The organism is Telluria sp. AC161 (assembly GCF_979258535.1).
The window spans coordinates 2659093-2676118 of sequence record NZ_OZ409861.1; the positions used below are offsets into that span (position 1 = coordinate 2659093).

Below are 17026 nucleotides of genomic sequence, written 5' to 3' on the forward strand. Positions count from 1 at the left end.
TCGCCTACCCGGCGTGTTCTATATAATGGCCCGGCACGACCGTGCCCCTTCCTGCGAGACAAGTATGAAAATCGACAACCCCAATCCTATCCAGTGGCAGTTCTCGGAACGCGCCGCGCAGCTGCAAAGCTCCTTCATCCGCGAAATCCTGAAGATCACCCAGCGTCCGGACATCATTTCGTTCGCCGGCGGCCTGCCGTCGCCTGCGACCTTCCCGGTCGAGCGCATGAAAGCGGCCTACGACAAGGTGCTGAGCGAAGCCGGCAAGGTAGCGCTGCAATACGGCCCGACCGACGGCTACGCGCCACTGCGCGAATGGATTGCCAATTCGTTGTCGACCGAAGGCTCGATCATCCTGCCGGAACAGATCCTGATGACGTCCGGCTCGCAACAGGCGCTCGACCTGCTCGGCAAGGTGCTGGTCGACGAAGGCAGCCGAGTTCTGGTCGAAACCCCGAGCTACCTGGGTGCGCTGCAGGCGTTCTCGGTGTACCGCCCAGAATTCAAATCGGTCGACACCGACGAGCACGGCCTGGTGCCATCCTCGATCGACGCCGTCGCCAAGGGCGCGCGCATGCTGTACTCGCTGCCGAACTTCCAGAACCCGACCGGCCGCAGCCTGTCGCTCGAGCGCCGCCGCGAACTGGTGGAAACCTGCGCGCGCCTGGCCATCCCGCTGATCGAGGACGATCCGTACGGTTCGCTGTCGTACCGCGGCGAGCCGATGCCGAAGATGGTCGCCATGAACCCGGACGGCGTCATCTACATGGGTTCGTTCTCGAAGGTGCTCACGCCAGGCATTCGCCTCGGTTACGTGTGCGCTCCGCTGCCGCTGGTGCGCCGCCTAGAGCTGGCCAAGCAGGCCGCCGACCTGCACACCGCGCAGCTCACGCAGATGGTCGTGCACGAAGTCGTCAAGGATGGTTTCCTCGACGAGCACATCCCGACCATCCGCAAGTTGTACAGCGACCAGTGCCAGTGCATGCTCGACGCGATGAAAGAACACTTCCCGACGAGCGTCAGCTGGACCGAACCGGAAGGCGGCATGTTCATCTGGGTCACGCTGCCACAGCAGATCGACGCGATGAAACTGCTCGAACAGTCGCTCGCCGCCAAGGTGGCGTTCGTGCCGGGCGCGCCGTTCTACGCCAATGATCCAGCATCGAACACGCTGCGCCTGTCGTTCGTGACGGTGCCACCGGAACGCATTCGCGAAGGCATTGCCATCCTCGGCAAGCTCATCGCCGGCATGCTGTAACAGCCTGTTTGGCCCGCGAGTCATCCGCGGGCCAACAACGGTTCAGTTGCATTATTGCAACAACTGTATCACGTGGTGGGTTTCTGGCAAGATCAGTTGTCTGATTACCTTGGATTGCGGTTATGATTTCCTCACACTGATGAGGTCTTTCCGCAATTGATGATGCACCCTGCTCTAGCGCTTGCAGCTCCGGCGCGCCAATCCGCCATTCTGATCGTCGACGACGCCCCCGACAGCGTCGGCTTGTTGCAAGACATGATGCGACAGCAGGGCTACCAGACCTTCGTTGCCAGCAGCGGCAAGCGCGCGCTCGACATCGCGCAGCGCGTCCAGCCCGACCTGATCCTGCTCGACGTCCGCCTGCCCGACCTCGACGGTCTGGAAATCTGCCGCCGCCTCAAGCGCGCGCCCGACACCACCCATATTCCCGTCATCTTCGTCACCGAATGCGGCGAAACCGATGACGTCGTCGCCGGCTTCGACACCGGCGCCGCCGATTACATCGCCAAGCCCGTGCGCATGGCCGAAGTTTGCGCGCGTGTGCGTGCCCAGCTGCGCCTGCGCAGCAGCAGCGACAGCCAGAAACAGCAGGCCGAGCGCCTCCAGCTGGTCGTCGACGGGATGGACGAAGGCCTGATGCTCGTCGATGCAAGCGGGTGCATCGCCTTTGCCAACCCGGCCAGCGAAGGCTTCCTGGCGCAGCCGCGCAACCTGCTCGTCGGGCGCCCGCTGTATGACCTGCTCGAGCCGCCGGCGGCCCACGACTACGCCGCCTTCTTCGCCAACCCGTCGGACGAGCATGCTGCTGCGCGCTGCCGGGGCACGCGCGAAGTGCTGCTGCGCCAGCCCGACGGCGCACTGCGTGCGATCGACATGGGGCTCTCGCCGATGGCCGGCGACGAAACCCTGTTCGTCATCCTGCTGCACGACATCACGCACCACAAGCAGTCCGAGACGGCGCTGCAGCATGCCGCCCTGGTCGACCCGCTCACGCGCATCGCCAACCGCCGCCACTTCGACGCCTTCCTCGAAAAAGAATGGCAGCGCGCGATCAGGAACGGCCAGCCGCTGTCGCTGATCGTGATCGACGTCGACCATTTCAAGGGCTACAACGACAGCCTGGGCCACGCCGCCGGCGACACCTGCCTGCAGGCGATCGCCGAAGCGCTGCAATCGCATGCGATGCGCCCAACCGATCTCGCGGCGCGCTATGGCGGTGAGGAATTTGTCGTGCTGCTGGCCGATACCAGCGCCGCAAACGCCGCGAGTCTCGGTGAAACGATCCGCGCCCACATCGAGGACCTGGCCATGCCGAATCCGCGCGCCGAGTGCGCCGGCGTCGTCACGGTCAGCGTGGGCGTGGCCTGCATCGTGCCGACGCTGTTCGACGATCTGCGTTCGCTGTTCATCTCGGCCGACCGGGCCATGTACGAGGCCAAGGCGCGCGGGCGCAATCAGGTCGTCATGCTGCAGGCGGGGACGACGCTGGATACCGTGCGCGGCGGCCGCGCGCCCTGAGCCTGCCCGTTACGAGGAAGGCGGCACCGCGTGCTGCAACCGCCAGGCCGCGATATACCGTTTTTCCTGCGCATCCCACTGTGCATCGTCCCACCCCAGCTCCTTCTGGCAGATCGCGCGCACCCGGCCCATGAGGGCGGCGCCGCCATCGGTCAGCTGGATGCCCAGGCGCGTGCGGCGCAGCAGCAGGTCGTCGAGGCGGTACACCTGCTCGGCGCGCGCCGCCCAGCGCAGCTCGGCCCACAGTGTGTGCGTGCCCGGAATGCATTCGAGCTCGCCCGCGTGCGCGGCCGAGAGCAGCGCCTTGACGTGTGCGCCATGCCGGCCCGTCAGCCGGCGCAGTACATTGGGCGGCAGGTCGCGCCGCGCCGGCGCACTGGCGCGCGCGAACACGGCCCCGCGCTCGGTGCGCATCTGCCAGCCCGGCAACTGGCGCGCCGCTTCGCGCAGCACGTCGCGCGCGGCTAGGCGGAACGTGGTCAACGTGCCGCCCGCAACCGACACCAGGCCGGGTTCGGACCACACCAGATGCTCGCGCTTGTCGCTGATCGATACGCCGTCGCTGCCGCTGTCGAACACGAGGCGCACGCCGGCAAACGTGGCCAGCACGTCGGCTTCGACCAGCGCCAGCGGCGCAAACTGCGCCTGTACGGCCGCCATCAGGTAATTGAATTCGCGGCGCGTGATGCTCGGCTGCGCGTTGACGTCGTCGGCCTGGTCGATGTCGGCCGTGCCCACCAGCGTCACGCCCTCCCACGGAAACGCAAACACGGGACGACCGTCGAGCGGATGCAGCAGGCTGACGGCTTCGGTCAATGGCAGGCGGTCGGCCGGCAGCAGCAGGTGGCTGCCGCGCAGCCAGCGCAGGCGCGGCGCAGTGTCGTTGGCGCCGGCGTTGGCAGGCGCCGGCGGCGCGCCGGTGGCGTCGATCACCAGGCGGGCGCGCACGGCCGTCTCGGCGCCGGTGCGCTCGTCGCGCAGCAAGGCGCCATGCACCTTGCCGCCATCGCGCACGAGCGATTGCACGGTCACGTAATTGCAGGCCACCGCGCCATGGGTGCGCGCCTCGCCCAGCACGCGCAGCACGAGGCGCGCATCGTCGGTCTTGGCGTCGGTGTAGCGGATGCTGCCGGCGCTGCGCGGATCGGGCGCATCCGGGGCCGGCTTGCGCAGCGCGTCCTGGCGCTGCCATTGCGGTTCGCGCCGGCCCGTGAGCAGGTCGACCACGCGCAGCATCGACAGCAGGCCAAGGCGACGCGTGAGGTCGGCGCCATGGTTGGCGAACGCGAACGGCTGCGCATCGACCAGGCCGGGCGCTGCGCGCAGCAGCGCCTCGCGCTCGGCCACCGCGTCGCGCGTGCGGCGCAGGCTGCCGGCAGCCAGATAGCGCAGGCCGCCGTGCATCAGTTTCGACGAGCGGCTCGAGGTGCCGCAGCCAAAGTCGGCCTGCTCGACCAGCAGCGTTTTGAGGCCACGGCGCGCCGCTTCGAGCAGGACGCCGGCGCCCGTGATGCCGCCGCCGATCACGAGCACGTCCCAGTCGCGTGGTGGCGGGAACGTCGTCATGGCCGCTCCATCGCGTTGGCGCGCATGCAGCCGTCAGGGCCGGACCGGCGCGACACGACACATCGCCGGGCATCCAGCGCCCGGGGCCGGTCTTGCAGTTGCATCGCCATTACTTCGTTACTCCAGCCGTTCCAACGCCGCATTGATACGCTTCCCGTTATACTGGGCACAAGTTGCCCTTTTTGCCAGACTAGTCAGGGCTCCGCCAACTGTATTGCGCATTCATGCCATCGCCTTGCTCCATCACGCCACACTTGCCCCATCACGCCCGCGTGACTGGCGCCTACCTGCAGGCGCTGCTCGATGCTGCGCTCGCACGCGGTGTCACGCGCGACGCGCTTGCTGACGCCGTTGGCCTTGCCGCTGATGCACTCGAGCCGCTCCCCGCCACCCTGTCCACAGCACGCTACATCGCCCTGCTCGATGCTGGCGCGCGACTGGCGAACGATCCGTTTTTTGGCCTGCATGTCGGCGAACAGGTGCGGCCCGCGACCTACAGCGCATACGGCCTGCTGCTGCTGGCCTGCAGCAGTTTCGGTCACGCGATGGCGCTGACGCAGCGCTATGAATCGCTTGCGCACGACCTGGGCCGCAGCCGGCTGGGGATCGAGGGCGCGCATGCACAATATGAATGGATCAGCCGCTATCCGGACGCCACGCGTCACCTGGCCGAAAGCGTGTATGCCGGCATTGCCGTGTTCGGCAGCTGGATGGCGGGCCGGCCGCTGACACCGCAGGCAATGCGCTTCCGGCACGCCGATCCCGGTCACGGCCACGACGAATACCGGCGCGTGCTGGGCATGGCGCCCACCTTCGACGCGCCACGCCACTGCGCCGCCTTCGACGTGGCGCTGCTGGACATGCCGGTGCCGAACGCCGACCCCAGCCTCTACCCGGTGCTGCACCAGCATGCCGAGGGGCTGCTGGCGCAGCGCGCCCTGGTCGCCGACGGCATCGTGGCGCGGGTGACGACGGCGCTGACCCAGCGGCTGCCCGATGGCCAGGCACGCCTGGCGCCGGTGGCGGCAGAACTGGGATTGTCGGCGCGCACGCTGCAGCGCAAGCTGGCCGAGGCCGGATCGAGCTTCCAGCAGGTGCTCGATGACGTGCGCTTCGCTCTGGCGCAGGATTATTTGCGGCGGCGCGAACTGGGCCTGGCCGATATCGCATTCTTGTTGGGATTCCAGGACCAGAGCGCGTTCACGCACGCGTTTCGCGAGTGGAGCGGCGTCAATCCAGGGGCATGGCGCGCACAGGCTGCCTGACGGATCAGGCCGGCCGGTAAATTGCGTTCAGGCGTCGTGCCCCGCCCGCCGGCCGCGCCCGAGCACGCGCAGCGTGTCGTCGATCACCGGCACGATGCCCAGCACGCACAGGAACGCGGCCAGCGGAATCGTCGACAGGTAGCCCAGGTGCTTGAAGCCCAGCGCACCGGCCACGCCGCCGATGCAGAATGCGGCCAGCAGCGCCACCATGAGGGCCAGGCGGCCCAGGTTGGCTGAGACCTTCGGCTGGCGCAGGCCGCCGTCCCGGTTCCAGTACGCCAGCTTGCCCAGCTCGATGCCGATGTCGGTCACGATGCCGGTCATGTGGGTGGTGCGGATTTCGGCGTGCGAGACCTTGGTGATGACGGCGTTTTGCAAGCCCATCATGAAACACAGCAGCATCACGGTCAGCGGGATGAACAGCGCATCGATGTCATTGAGCCGTGCGCCCAGGATGCCGAACACCAGCAGCAGGATCGCCTCGAGCACCAGCGGCAGCGCGAAACCGCTGTGCAGGCCATGACGCCGCACGAGATTGACGAGAATCGCGGTGCTGGCCGCGCCCAGCATGAAGCTGAACAAGGCGCCCAGCGCCGCGAGCACCAGGTCGGTCTGGCCGAGCACCAGATGATCGGCCGCACCCGAGACGATGCCGGTCATGTGCGACGTGTACTCGCGCACCGCAAGAAAGCCGCCTGCATTGATGGCGCCGGCAACAAAGGCCAGCGCCACGCCCAGGTGGCGGTTGGCGCCCGGCGTGCGGGCGTGTCCGGTCAGGCTGCGCGCGTAATTGATCGGCACGGAAAATCGACTTTCGGCGTGGACATTACAGGTGGGTATTGACGTCAGATGTTACCGCAAATCACTTTAAGTGTATGCGCCGTGGCGGCGATTCCTGGCGCTATAATGAAAAATTAGCCAAAAGCGCACACTGGTATCGCCGTGAACCCCCATCTCGACAAACTCCATTCCTACCCGTTCGAAAAACTGCGCCAGTTGTTTGCCGGCGTCACACCGAACCCGGACTACACGCCCATCAGTCTTGGCATCGGCGAGCCGAAACATCCGACGCCCGCGTTCATCGAGAAAGCGCTGATGCATGCGGTATCGGGCCTGGCCAGTTATCCGAGCACGATCGGCAGCGAGCCGCTGCGCACCGCGATCGCCGCCTGGCTTGAACGGCGCTACGGCTTGCCGGCGCTCGACGCGGCCACGATGGTGCTGCCAGTGAACGGCTCGCGCGAGGCGTTGTTTGCCATCGCGCAATGCGTGATCGACGCGTCCAGGCCCGATCCGCTGGTCGTGTGCCCGAACCCGTTCTACCAGATCTACGAGGGCGCGGCCTACCTGGCCGGCGCCGCGCCGTGGTTCGTCAACTCGGAACCGGGCCGCAATTTCGCCCCCGACTACGCAAGCGTGCCAGATGACGTATGGCCGCGCGTGCAGCTGATGTATGTCTGCTCGCCCGGCAACCCGACCGGCGCCACGCTCACGCTGGACGACTGGCGCGACCTGTTCGCGCTGTCGGACCGCTGGGGCTTCTTGATTGCGGCCGACGAATGCTATTCCGAGATCTATACGGGCAGCACGCCCCCGCTGGGCGCGCTGGAAGCGGCGCACCAGCTGGGCCGCAGCAGCGGCGAGCAGCCCTACCGCAACCTGATCGTGTTCTCGAGCCTGTCGAAGCGCTCGAACGTGCCGGGCATGCGCTCGGGCTTTGTGGCCGGTGACCCGGTGGCGATGAAGCGCTTCCTGCTGTACCGCACCTACTGCGGCGGCGCGATGTCGCCCCCCGTGCAGGCAGCGTCGATCGCGGCCTGGAACGACGAGCAGCACGTGCAGGACAACCGCACGCTGTACAAAGAAAAATTCCATCTGCTCACACCGCTGCTCAAGCAGGTGATGGACGTCGAACTGCCCGACGCCGGCTTCTATCTGTGGGCCGACGTGCGCCGTACCGGGCTGTCGGATGTCGAGTTCGCACGGCGCCTGTACGCCGACTATAATGTCACGGTCCTTCCGGGCAGCTACCTGGCGCGCGATGCGCACGGGCAGAACCCGGGCCAGGACCGCATCCGCATGGCCCTGGTGGCCAGCGTCGACGAAGGACTGGAAGCGGCCAACCGCATCGTCCAGTTCTGCCAGGGCCTCGCCTGACGCCTCTGCACCCCTGAAATCATTCCAACCAAGACCAGCACCATGACCCAACAACTCCAGAACATCATCGACACCGCCTGGGAACAGCGCGCCGACATCAGCCCGAACAGCGCCAGCGCCGAACTGCGTGACGCAGTTGCCCACGTGCTTGCCGGCCTCGACGACGGCAGCCTGCGCGTCGCGCAGAAGGACACCGGCACCTGGGTCGTGAACCAGTGGCTCAAAAAGGCCGTGCTGCTGTCGTTCCGCCTCGAGAACAACGTGCCGGTCGTCTCGGGCGACATCCAGTTCTACGACAAGGTCCCGACCAAGTTCGCCGACTACACGCCCGAAGACTTCGCACGCGGCGGTTTCCGCGTGGTGCCGCCGGCCGTCGCACGTCGCGGCAGCTTCATCGGCAAGAACGTCGTCCTGATGCCGTCGTACGTCAACATCGGCGCCTACGTCGACGAAGGCACGATGGTCGATACCTGGGCCACGGTCGGTTCGTGCGCGCAGATCGGCAAGAACGTCCACCTGTCGGGTGGCGTCGGTATCGGCGGCGTGCTCGAACCAATGCAGGCCAACCCGACCATCATCGAAGACAACTGCTTCATCGGCGCCCGTTCCGAGATCGTCGAAGGCGTCATCGTCGAAGAAAACTCGGTGATCTCGATGGGCGTCTACATCGGCCAATCGACCAAGATCTATGACCGCGCCACCGGCGAAGTGTCGTACGGCCGCGTGCCATCGGGTTCGGTCGTCGTCTCGGGCAGCCTGCCGTCCGCCGATGGCAAGTACAGCCTGTACTGCGCCGTCATCGTCAAGCGCGTCGATGCACAGACGCGCTCGAAGACGGCGATCAACGACCTGCTGCGCGGCGACTGATTGCGCAGGTAGCAGGACCAGCCGGTCGAACGGGATTGCATCACGACCCGTTCGACCGGCTTTTGTAATTTCCCCGATTGACGGAGACGATGCGATGGCCATGGACCGCCTGTTCCAGCTGATGAAAGAGAAGAACGCGTCCGACATGTTCTTCGCCGTGAACTCCCCGGTGCACATCAAGATCAACGGTGCGCTCATTCCCATCAACCAGCATCGCCTCGAACCCGAGAACATCCTGTCGCTGCTGTCCGAAATCGCGACGCCAGAGCAGATCGACGAACTCCAGCGCGACAATGAATTGAACATGGGCGTGTCGGTCGCAAACGTGGGCCGGTTCCGCCTGTCGGCGTTTCGCCAGCGCGGCTCGATCTCGGCCGTGTTCCGCTTCATCCCGGCGACCATCCCGCCACTGGCCGAGCTGGGCCTGCCGCCGGTGCTGGCCGAACTGATCATGGAAAAGCGCGGCCTGATGCTGATCGTGGGCGCCACGGGCTCGGGCAAGTCGACCACCATCGCGTCGATGCTCGACCATCGCAACGACCTGCGCACCGGGCATATCCTGACGCTGGAAGACCCGATCGAATACCTGTTCAAGAACAAGAAATCGATCGTCAACCAGCGCGAGATCGGCAGCGACACGCACGACTTCGGCATCGCGCTGAAAAACTCGATGCGCCAGGCGCCCGACTGCATCCTGATCGGCGAAATCCGCGACCGCGAAACGATGCAGGCCGCGCTGGCCTATGCGCAGTCCGGCCACCTGGTGCTGGCCACGCTGCACGCCAACAACAGCTACAACGCGCTTAACCGCATCATCAGCTTCTACCCGCTCGAAAATCGCAACGCGCTGCTGCAGGACCTGGCCTCGAGCATCAAGGCCATCGTGTCGCAGCGGCTCGTCAAGGCCGCTGCCGGCGGTGCGCGCCGCGCGGCGGTCGAAGTCATGCTCAATACCCGCTACATCGCCGACCTGATCGAACAGGGCGAAATCAGCCAGATCAAGGAAGCGATGGACAAGAGCCTGTCGGCCGGCTCGCAATCGTTCGAAGGCGCCCTGTTCCACCTGATCAAGGAAGGCCATGTGACGCAGGACGAAGGCCTGGCCAACGCCGACTCGGCCACCAACCTGCTCTGGCTGCTCAACAACGGGCCCGATAGCCAGGTCCAGCAGCAGCTGGACGACAAGGCCAGCGAGCCCAAGGGCGGCGCCTCGTTTACCGAGTTCACGCTCAATACCTGATGTTCCCGGGCGGCGCTGCCGCCCGCTTTTTTACTTCCCCCATGACGACTACCCTCTACGGCATCCCCAATTGCGACACCGTGAAAAAAGCCCGCACCTGGCTGCAGGATCACGGCATTGACTTCACCTTCCACGACTTCAAGAAGCAGGGGCTTACGCCTGAACTGGTGAAGAGCTGGCTGCAAGACCTCGACTGGACTACGCTGGTCAACCGCAAGGGCACCACCTGGCGCAACCTGACCGAGGAACGCAAGGCATCGATCGTCGATGCCGACAGCGCGCTGGCGCTGATGCTCGAGAACCCGTCGGTCATCAAGCGCCCGGTCGTTCAAGGCGCCGGACCAGTGACGGTCGGTTTTTCGCCGGCCGCATTTGAAGAAAAATTCGGGGCGGCAGCATGAGGCCGTCACGCACCCTGCTGCTCACTGAAGAGCTGATCGCACTCGACTCGATCACGCCACAGGACAAGGGCTGCCAGCAGCGCCTGATCGAACTGCTGGCGCCGCTGGGCTTCGTGTGCGAGACGATCGTCTCGAACGGCGTGACCAATCTGTGGGCCCGCAAGGGCGAGAACGCGCCGCTGTTCGTGTTTGCCGGCCATACCGATGTGGTGCCGGCCGGCCCACTGCACCAGTGGACCTCCGAGCCGTTCATGCCGACGCAACGCGACGGCAAGCTGTACGGGCGCGGCGCCTCCGACATGAAGACGTCGATCGCGGCGATGGTCGTCGCCTGCGAAGAGTTCATTGCCGCCTATCCTGAGCACCGCGGCTCGATCGCGTTGTTGATCACGAGCGACGAAGAAGGCCCGGCGGTCGACGGCACCGCCATCGTCTGCGACCTGCTCGAAGAACGGGGCGTCGCGCCTGACTACTGCCTGGTCGGCGAGCCGACCTCGAACCACGTGCTGGGCGACACGATCAAGAATGGCCGCCGCGGGTCGCTGTCGGGCCACCTGACGGTCAAGGGCATCCAGGGCCACATCGCCTACCCGCAACTGGCGCGCAATCCGATCCACCAGGCCGCGCCGGCACTGGCCGAACTGACGCTGGAAGTCTGGGACGAGGGTAACGAGTACTACGCGCCCACCAGCTGGCAGGTGTCGAACATCGCCGCCGGCACCGGTGCCAATAACGTGATCCCCGGCAGCGTGAGCCTGGAGTTCAACTTCCGCTTCTCGACCGCCAGCACGGCCGAGGGCCTGCAGGCGCGCGTGCATGCGATCCTGGATCGCCATGGCCTGGACTACGATCTGGACTGGACCTTGTCGGGCCTGCCGTTCCTGACCGAGAAAGGCACGTTGTCGGACGCCGTCTGCACGGCGATCAGCGACGAACTGGGCGTGCATACCGAATTATCGACCTCTGGAGGGACCTCGGATGGCCGCTTCATCGCCCGCATCTGCCCTCAGGTGATAGAATTCGGCCCACCGAACGCCAGCATTCACAAAATCGACGAGCACATCGAACTGCGCTACATCGATCCCCTGAAGAATATCTATCGCCGTACGCTCCAGCGCCTGCTGGCCGCTTGAAGTCTTACAACCCATCATCCAGGCCATGACCACCACCTCATTCTCCACGCCGCGCGACCTGCTGCGCTATGCGATCACCCGTTTCAACGGTGCCAAGCTGTTCTTCGGCCATGGCAGCGTCGAAGCGTTCGACGAAGCCGCCTACCTGATCCTGCACACCCTGAAGCTGCCGCTCGACCGCCTGGAGCCGTTCCTCGACGCCAGGCTGCTGGACGACGAAGTGCTGCAGGTGCTGGCCGTGATCGAGCGCCGCGTGACCGAGCGCGTGCCGGCGGCCTACATCACCAAAGAAGCGTGGCTCGGCGAATACCGCTTCTATGTCGACGAACGCGTGCTGGTGCCGCGCTCGTTCATCGCCGAGCTGATTCCGCAGCAGTTCAGCCCATGGCTGGTGGACCCGGATGGCGTGGAAAACGTGCTCGAACTGTGCACCGGCAGCGGTTGCCTGGCGATCATGATGGCCGATACGTTTGCCAACGCGGTGGTCGATGCGATCGACATCTCGAAGGATGCGCTGGCCGTGGCCGAGACGAACATCCGCGAATACAAACTTGAAGGGCGCGTGAACCCGATCGAGTCCGACCTGTACGAGAACGTGCCGTTCAAGAAGTACGACCTGATCATCACCAACCCGCCATACGTCAACGCTGAATCGATGCGCACGCTGCCACAGGAATACATGGTCGAGCCGCAGATCGCGCTGGCCGGCGGCGAAGACGGCATGGATCTGGTGCGCAAGATCATCGCCGGTGCCGCCGAGCGCCTGACGCCGGAAGGCATCCTGGTGGTGGAAATCGGCAACGAGCGCGAGTACGCCGAAGCCGCGTTCGGCCACCTGGGCCTGACCTGGCTGACCACGAGCATTGGCGACGATGCCGTGTTCCTGCTGACGGCCGAACAACTGCAAAACGTTTAACAACACTCCTGCCGCTCATTGATCGTAGGGTGGTCGGCTACGCCGACCACGCGGTGATCGATACCAGCAAGATCATCCGGCACGAAACCGGAACCAATAACCATCACGGCAAGACCATCCGGCCCTAGACCGGCACCTCTAACTATCACCGCGTGGGCGGCACAGCCGCCCACCCTACACGAAGCGACACCATGATCCGTATCCAGAACGTCAGCCTGATGCGCGGCACCAAGCCGCTGCTCGTCGATGCCGACCTGACCCTCAACCCGGGCGACAAGATCGGCCTGATCGGCGCCAACGGCGCCGGCAAATCGAGCCTGTTCGGCATGCTCCGTAACGAGCTGCACCCGGACCAGGGCCAGATCGACTTCCCGGCCAAATGGCGCATGGCATACGTGGCGCAAGAGACGCCAGCGCTCGACCGCGCGGCACTCGATTACGCGATTGACGGCGACGTCGGCCTGCGCAAGCTCCAGGCCGAGCTGGAAGAACTGGAATCGCACCCGGACGTCGACGCCCACGGCATGCGCCTGGGCGAGCTGCACGGCATGCTGGCCGACGCTGACGGCTACACGGTGCAGTCGCGCGGCGAACAGCTGCTGCTGGGTCTGGGCTTTTCGCTGGCGCAGATGAACCAGCCGGTGGCGAGTTTCTCGGGTGGTTGGCGCATGCGCCTGAACCTGGCGCAGGCGCTGATGTGCCCTTCTGACCTGCTGCTGCTCGATGAACCGACCAACCACCTGGATCTGGATGCGATCATCTGGCTCGAAGACTGGCTCAAGCGCTACACGGGTACCCTGATCATCATTTCCCACGATCGCGACTTCCTCGACGAAGTCGTCAACGTGATCGTGCACATCGACGAGCGCAAGCTGAAGCGCTACACGGCCAACTACTCGGGCTTCGAGCGCCAGCGCGCCGCCCAGATGATCCTGGCCGCCGGCGCACTCGAGAAGCAGCAGCGCCAGCGCGCGCACCTCGAGTCGTTCGTCAACCGCTTCAAGGCGCAGGCCTCCAAGGCGCGCCAGGCCCAGAGCCGCATGAAGGCCCTGGCCAAGATGGAAGAGCTGGCGCCGCTGCGCGCCGCAGCCGAGTTCTCGTTCGACTTCCGCGAGCCGCTATCGGCGCCGAATCCGCTGCTGGTGCTCGACAAGGTCGACGCCGGCTATTTCCTGCTCGACGAGCATGGCGACAAGGTCGGCAAGAAAACCATCGTCAACCACATCGACTTTTCGCTGACCATCGGCCAGCGCATTGGCCTGCTGGGTGTGAACGGCGCCGGCAAGTCGACGCTGATCAAGACCATCGCCGGCGAGCTGATGCCGCTGACCGGCGAAGCGACCATTGGTAAAGGCCTGTCGATCGGCTACTTCGCCCAGCACCAGGTCGAGATGCTGCGCCATGACGAGTCGCCCCTGTGGCACCTGGCCAAGATCGCGCCGACAGTGCGCGAGCAGGAACTGCGCAACTTCCTGGGCAGCTTCAACTTCCCGGGCGACATGGTGACCAGCTCGATCAAGCCGTTCTCGGGCGGCGAGAAGGCGCGCCTGGCGCTGGCCCTGATCGTCTGGCAGCGTCCTAACCTGCTGCTGCTCGATGAACCGACCAACCACCTGGACCTGGAAACGCGCGAAGCGCTGACGATGGCGCTGGCGCAGTTCGAAGGCACGCTGATCGTCGTGTCCCACGACCGCCACCTGCTGCGCGCGACGACCGATGAATTCATCATCGTCGCCGACGGCCGCCTGCAACCGTTCGACGGCGACCTGGACGACTACAAGGACTGGCTGTTCAAGACCAAGCTGGGCAAAGGCACCGACATCCTGCCGCTGGCCAAGACCGCTGCGCCCGTCGCGCCGGTGCCAAGCGCCACGCCAGCCGAGCGCAAGGAACAGAAGCGCCTGGGCGCCGAAGAACGCCAGCGCAATGCCGCGCAGCGCAAACCGATCGAGAACAAGGTCAAGCGTCTGGACGAGCAGATGGCCAAGCTGCAGGCAAAGAAGGCGACGATCGATGCCGCCCTGCTCGACCCGACGATCTACGATGCGCAGAACAAGGATCGTCTCAAGACGCTGGTGGCCGACCAGGCATTCGTGGCGCGGGATCTGGAAACGTTCGAGATGGAGTGGCTGGAATTGCAGGAACAGCTGGAAGCGCTGGCGTAAGCCCGTAGAGCAAGACGCCGTCAGGCGGCCCTGAGCGGCCGCCGCGGCGACAACGACATCAGGCCATCGATGTCGATCAACACGACGCACCGGCCGTCGATGCGGGCGATGCCGATCAGGTAACTGGCGCCCGCTTCGCCCGGGACGGTTTGCACGGCCTCCGGGCGCACGTGCACGATGCCCGTCACCCCTTCCACCACCATTCCCACCAGGCCGCTCGACAGGCGCAGGATGATCACGTCGGTATCGGGGTGCACCACACCGCCGTGCGCGTCCACTACTTGGGTAGCAGTGGTGCGCATGTCGATCACTGGCAGGATCACGCCATGCGACAGCGCCACGCCGCCGATGATGTCGCCGTCTTCCGCGAAGCGTTCGAGGGACTTGAGCAGTTTGAGTTCTTGCACGCGCGCGCAATCGAGTCCGTACTCCTGCCCGTCGAGCATGAAGCTGAGGTAATCCCGGGGTGCGCCAGACCGTGGCGCGCGCGATGTGGTGTGCATGGTGGATCCTTCGTCAGTCCGACCACCATCGTATGCCTGCCTCCCGGCCTGATGTTGACTACCATCAATTCAGACTGGCCGCTCCCCGGGCGTGGAGGATCATCCCAACAAGGTCGCGGATGCGGAATCCCAGGCCCAGGCGCCCTCGCGGCCGGCATGCAGCAATTCGGTGCCGATGGCGTCGCGCAGGCGCAGCCGGATGTCGCGCGGCACCTGGTCCCAGATGCAGCCAAGGTCCGGCTCGTACGGCAACGCGCGTACCTGCACCTCGCCGGCGATTGCCTCGAGCGCGATCTGCGCCGCGCCGACGCGATCGTAGCGCTGCGCTTCCAGGCGGCCCAGCACCGCCATCCCCGACTGCCGTTCGGCGTCGAGCTTCTTTGCTTCGTCCGACAAGCGGCCAAGCTCCTTGAGCGCCGGTCCCGCAGCATCGGTCATGCGCTGGAATTGCGGTATCTGCTCGGGCTTGAGCACCAGGTCGCCGCTGCGGATGCGCGGCGCGATCTTCAGGTAGGTGCTCAGGTGCGGCTGGGCCGTCAGCGTCTCGATCGATGCGCGGTGGCGCGCTGCGAGCTGGCCGAACTGGCCGATCCGCTCGCGGACCTGGGCCATCGCATCGTCGATGCGCGCGCAATCGGGCCGCAGCAGATACACCAGCATCTCGCCCTGCTTCCATGGCGCGGCGCGGCCGATCCTGACGCGCCGGCCGGCAATCGCACTGCCCTCGGCGTGCGTGACCTCGACGTCGTCGCCCATGATCTCGCAGTTGATCGCGCTATCGACCCGGATACGGGCACCGGAAATCACGCAGTTCTCGGCCCGCCCCAGCACCACGTCGCCCCGGGCCGCCTGGATCGTCGCGCTGGAGGCCACGCCCAGCACGCGCACGCCGCCATTCATATTGCGCGCGCTGCCGCCAACCAGATTGCGCTCCAGGCGGATGGCGCCGCCGCGCGAGAGCACGTGGCCATACACGTTCGCGTGCACGGTGATGCTGCCGCCTTCGATGGTGCGCTGCTCCTGGACTTCACCGAATTCTTCGTAGTCGCCGCTCAGGTTCAGGTTGCCCGTGGTCCTGGCGCTGACGCCGTCGCGGCTGACGATCTTGTCGGAGATGGCGATGCGGCTGCTATCCGGGTCGACATTTAAAAAGCCGTCGCGGCGCGCAATCAAAAATTCGCCGGCGGGGACGATGTCGATGCCGGTGCCTTCGGCGGCGTACGCGGCCAGGTCGAGGTCAGCCCCGATCTGGGCCAGAAGCGGGATGCCGGTCAGCTCGAAACCCGGGGTGCCCGCCGTGCGGGGCACCTTGCGCAGCAGGCGCGTGCCCATACGCACTTGCGGGAAGCGGTTCTGGAAGCTCATGAGGTCGAGCTTGCCATTGGCCAGCTGAAGCGGCGCATTGCTGCGGTGCAGTTCGGTCGTGACTTCTTCGACGCGTGCGGCGTCGCCATCGACGGGCGCGAGGCGGCGCGCCACCACGCAGCGGCCAGCCGCGCCCTTGCCGATGGCCTCGGCGATGGCGGCGACATCGGCGCCGAAGCGGATCCCCTTGATCCACAGGTCGGCGACGAATTCGTCGGCATCGAGCGCGGCTGGCCGCTCGCCGCCGTCCGGATCAGGCTCGAGCACCGGCTCGAAGTAGTATTCGGCCTCGCCGTCCGTGATTTTGGCTGAGCGGTACAGCGCCTGGCGTGCCGGGGTGAACGGCAGGATGTCATTGGCGATGCAGACCTGCACCCGGCCCGTAGCATCGCGTGGCAACGCCGGGCCATGGTCATACAGGGCCTTGATCAGTACCGGGTAATCAAGCCCCGCCAGATAGTGGCCGGCGCGCAGCAAGTTGTCGAGCGCAGCCGCGAGTGTCGTGCCGAGCGCTTCCGGGTCGGCATACACGCCGTCCTCGCGCTGGACGATGCAATGCTCGGGTCCGTCAGAGGCAAAGCGTGCTGCAGAAGACAAGGCGACATCGGACACGTTTGCGCTCCAGGTGACGGATATTATTGGCGAAAAACCTTACCAACAGTAAGGCGCCCG

General features: G+C 65.7%; 14 protein-coding genes. 10 read left to right on the forward strand and 4 right to left on the reverse strand.

Going from position 1 to position 17026, the window contains the following annotated elements; translation table 11 throughout:
* Positions 1-64 precede the first annotated feature (64 nt).
* Both ACZ0AJ_RS11895 and ACZ0AJ_RS11900 read left to right on the forward strand, forming a co-directional pair.
* Positions 65-1258: an aminotransferase-like domain-containing protein gene (locus tag ACZ0AJ_RS11895; protein ID WP_499454680.1), complete on the forward strand. Its 1194-nt coding sequence runs from the start codon at positions 65-67 to the stop codon at positions 1256-1258.
* Positions 1259-1417: 159 nt separating this feature from the next.
* The gene (locus ACZ0AJ_RS11900) at positions 1418-2776 is read left to right on the forward strand and encodes a diguanylate cyclase (protein WP_499454914.1); all 1359 of its coding nucleotides are present in this window, start codon (positions 1418-1420) and stop codon (positions 2774-2776) included.
* 9 nt (positions 2777-2785) lie between these two features.
* Here the strand turns inward: ACZ0AJ_RS11900 and ACZ0AJ_RS11905 are convergent, their stop codons facing one another.
* The gene (locus ACZ0AJ_RS11905) at positions 2786-4342 is read right to left on the reverse strand and encodes a glycerol-3-phosphate dehydrogenase/oxidase (RefSeq protein WP_499454683.1); all 1557 of its coding nucleotides are present in this window, start codon (positions 4340-4342) and stop codon (positions 2786-2788) included.
* 224 nt (positions 4343-4566) lie between these two features.
* Here ACZ0AJ_RS11905 and ACZ0AJ_RS11910 point away from each other — a divergent pair, with 224 nt between their 5' ends.
* Positions 4567-5607: an AraC family transcriptional regulator gene (locus tag ACZ0AJ_RS11910; protein ID WP_499454916.1), complete on the forward strand. Its 1041-nt coding sequence runs from the start codon at positions 4567-4569 to the stop codon at positions 5605-5607.
* A gap of 27 nt (positions 5608-5634) precedes the next feature.
* On the opposite strand, the gene ACZ0AJ_RS11915 is transcribed toward ACZ0AJ_RS11910, so the two are convergent.
* The gene (locus ACZ0AJ_RS11915; protein WP_499454686.1) at positions 5635-6408 is read right to left on the reverse strand and encodes a YoaK family protein; all 774 of its coding nucleotides are present in this window, start codon (positions 6406-6408) and stop codon (positions 5635-5637) included.
* Positions 6409-6549: 141 nt separating this feature from the next.
* Here ACZ0AJ_RS11915 and dapC point away from each other — a divergent pair, with 141 nt between their 5' ends.
* The 7 genes from dapC (at position 6550) to ACZ0AJ_RS11950 (ending at position 14486) form a co-directional block, all read left to right on the forward strand.
* Positions 6550-7764, forward strand: coding sequence for a succinyldiaminopimelate transaminase (dapC, locus tag ACZ0AJ_RS11920; protein WP_499454918.1), 1215 nt, complete (start codon positions 6550-6552; stop codon positions 7762-7764).
* A gap of 42 nt (positions 7765-7806) precedes the next feature.
* Positions 7807-8631, forward strand: a complete 825-nt coding sequence (gene dapD, locus ACZ0AJ_RS11925) for a 2,3,4,5-tetrahydropyridine-2,6-dicarboxylate N-succinyltransferase (protein ID WP_258834795.1) — start codon at positions 7807-7809, stop codon at positions 8629-8631.
* Positions 8632-8725: 94 nt separating this feature from the next.
* Positions 8726-9871: a PilT/PilU family type 4a pilus ATPase gene (locus ACZ0AJ_RS11930; protein WP_183557984.1), complete on the forward strand. Its 1146-nt coding sequence runs from the start codon at positions 8726-8728 to the stop codon at positions 9869-9871.
* 41 nt (positions 9872-9912) lie between these two features.
* A complete protein-coding gene (locus tag ACZ0AJ_RS11935; RefSeq protein ID WP_499454689.1) occupies positions 9913-10272 on the forward strand; it encodes an ArsC family reductase in 360 nt (119 codons plus the stop codon).
* Positions 10269-11405 carry a succinyl-diaminopimelate desuccinylase gene (dapE, locus tag ACZ0AJ_RS11940; RefSeq protein WP_499454921.1) on the forward strand — a complete coding sequence of 379 codons (1137 nt, stop codon included), beginning with the start codon at positions 10269-10271 and terminating at the stop codon, positions 11403-11405. Before ACZ0AJ_RS11935 ends, dapE begins: the two co-directional genes overlap by 4 nt.
* Positions 11406-11430: 25 nt before the next feature.
* On the forward strand, positions 11431-12321 hold the full coding sequence (gene prmB / locus ACZ0AJ_RS11945; protein ID WP_499454691.1) for a 50S ribosomal protein L3 N(5)-glutamine methyltransferase: 891 nt from the start codon (positions 11431-11433) through the stop codon (positions 12319-12321).
* A 191-nt stretch (positions 12322-12512) separates the two neighbouring features.
* Positions 12513-14486 carry an ATP-binding cassette domain-containing protein gene (locus tag ACZ0AJ_RS11950; protein WP_499454692.1) on the forward strand — a complete coding sequence of 658 codons (1974 nt, stop codon included), beginning with the start codon at positions 12513-12515 and terminating at the stop codon, positions 14484-14486.
* Positions 14487-14506: 20 nt separating this feature from the next.
* Here the strand turns inward: ACZ0AJ_RS11950 and ACZ0AJ_RS11955 are convergent, their stop codons facing one another.
* Complete coding sequence (locus ACZ0AJ_RS11955) at positions 14507-14989, reverse strand: chemotaxis protein CheW (RefSeq protein ID WP_183557956.1); 483 nt, start codon at positions 14987-14989, stop codon at positions 14507-14509.
* A gap of 99 nt (positions 14990-15088) precedes the next feature.
* Positions 15089-16966 carry a flagellar assembly protein A gene (locus ACZ0AJ_RS11960; protein ID WP_499454693.1) on the reverse strand — a complete coding sequence of 626 codons (1878 nt, stop codon included), beginning with the start codon at positions 16964-16966 and terminating at the stop codon, positions 15089-15091.
* Positions 16967-17026: the final 60 nt, after the last annotated feature.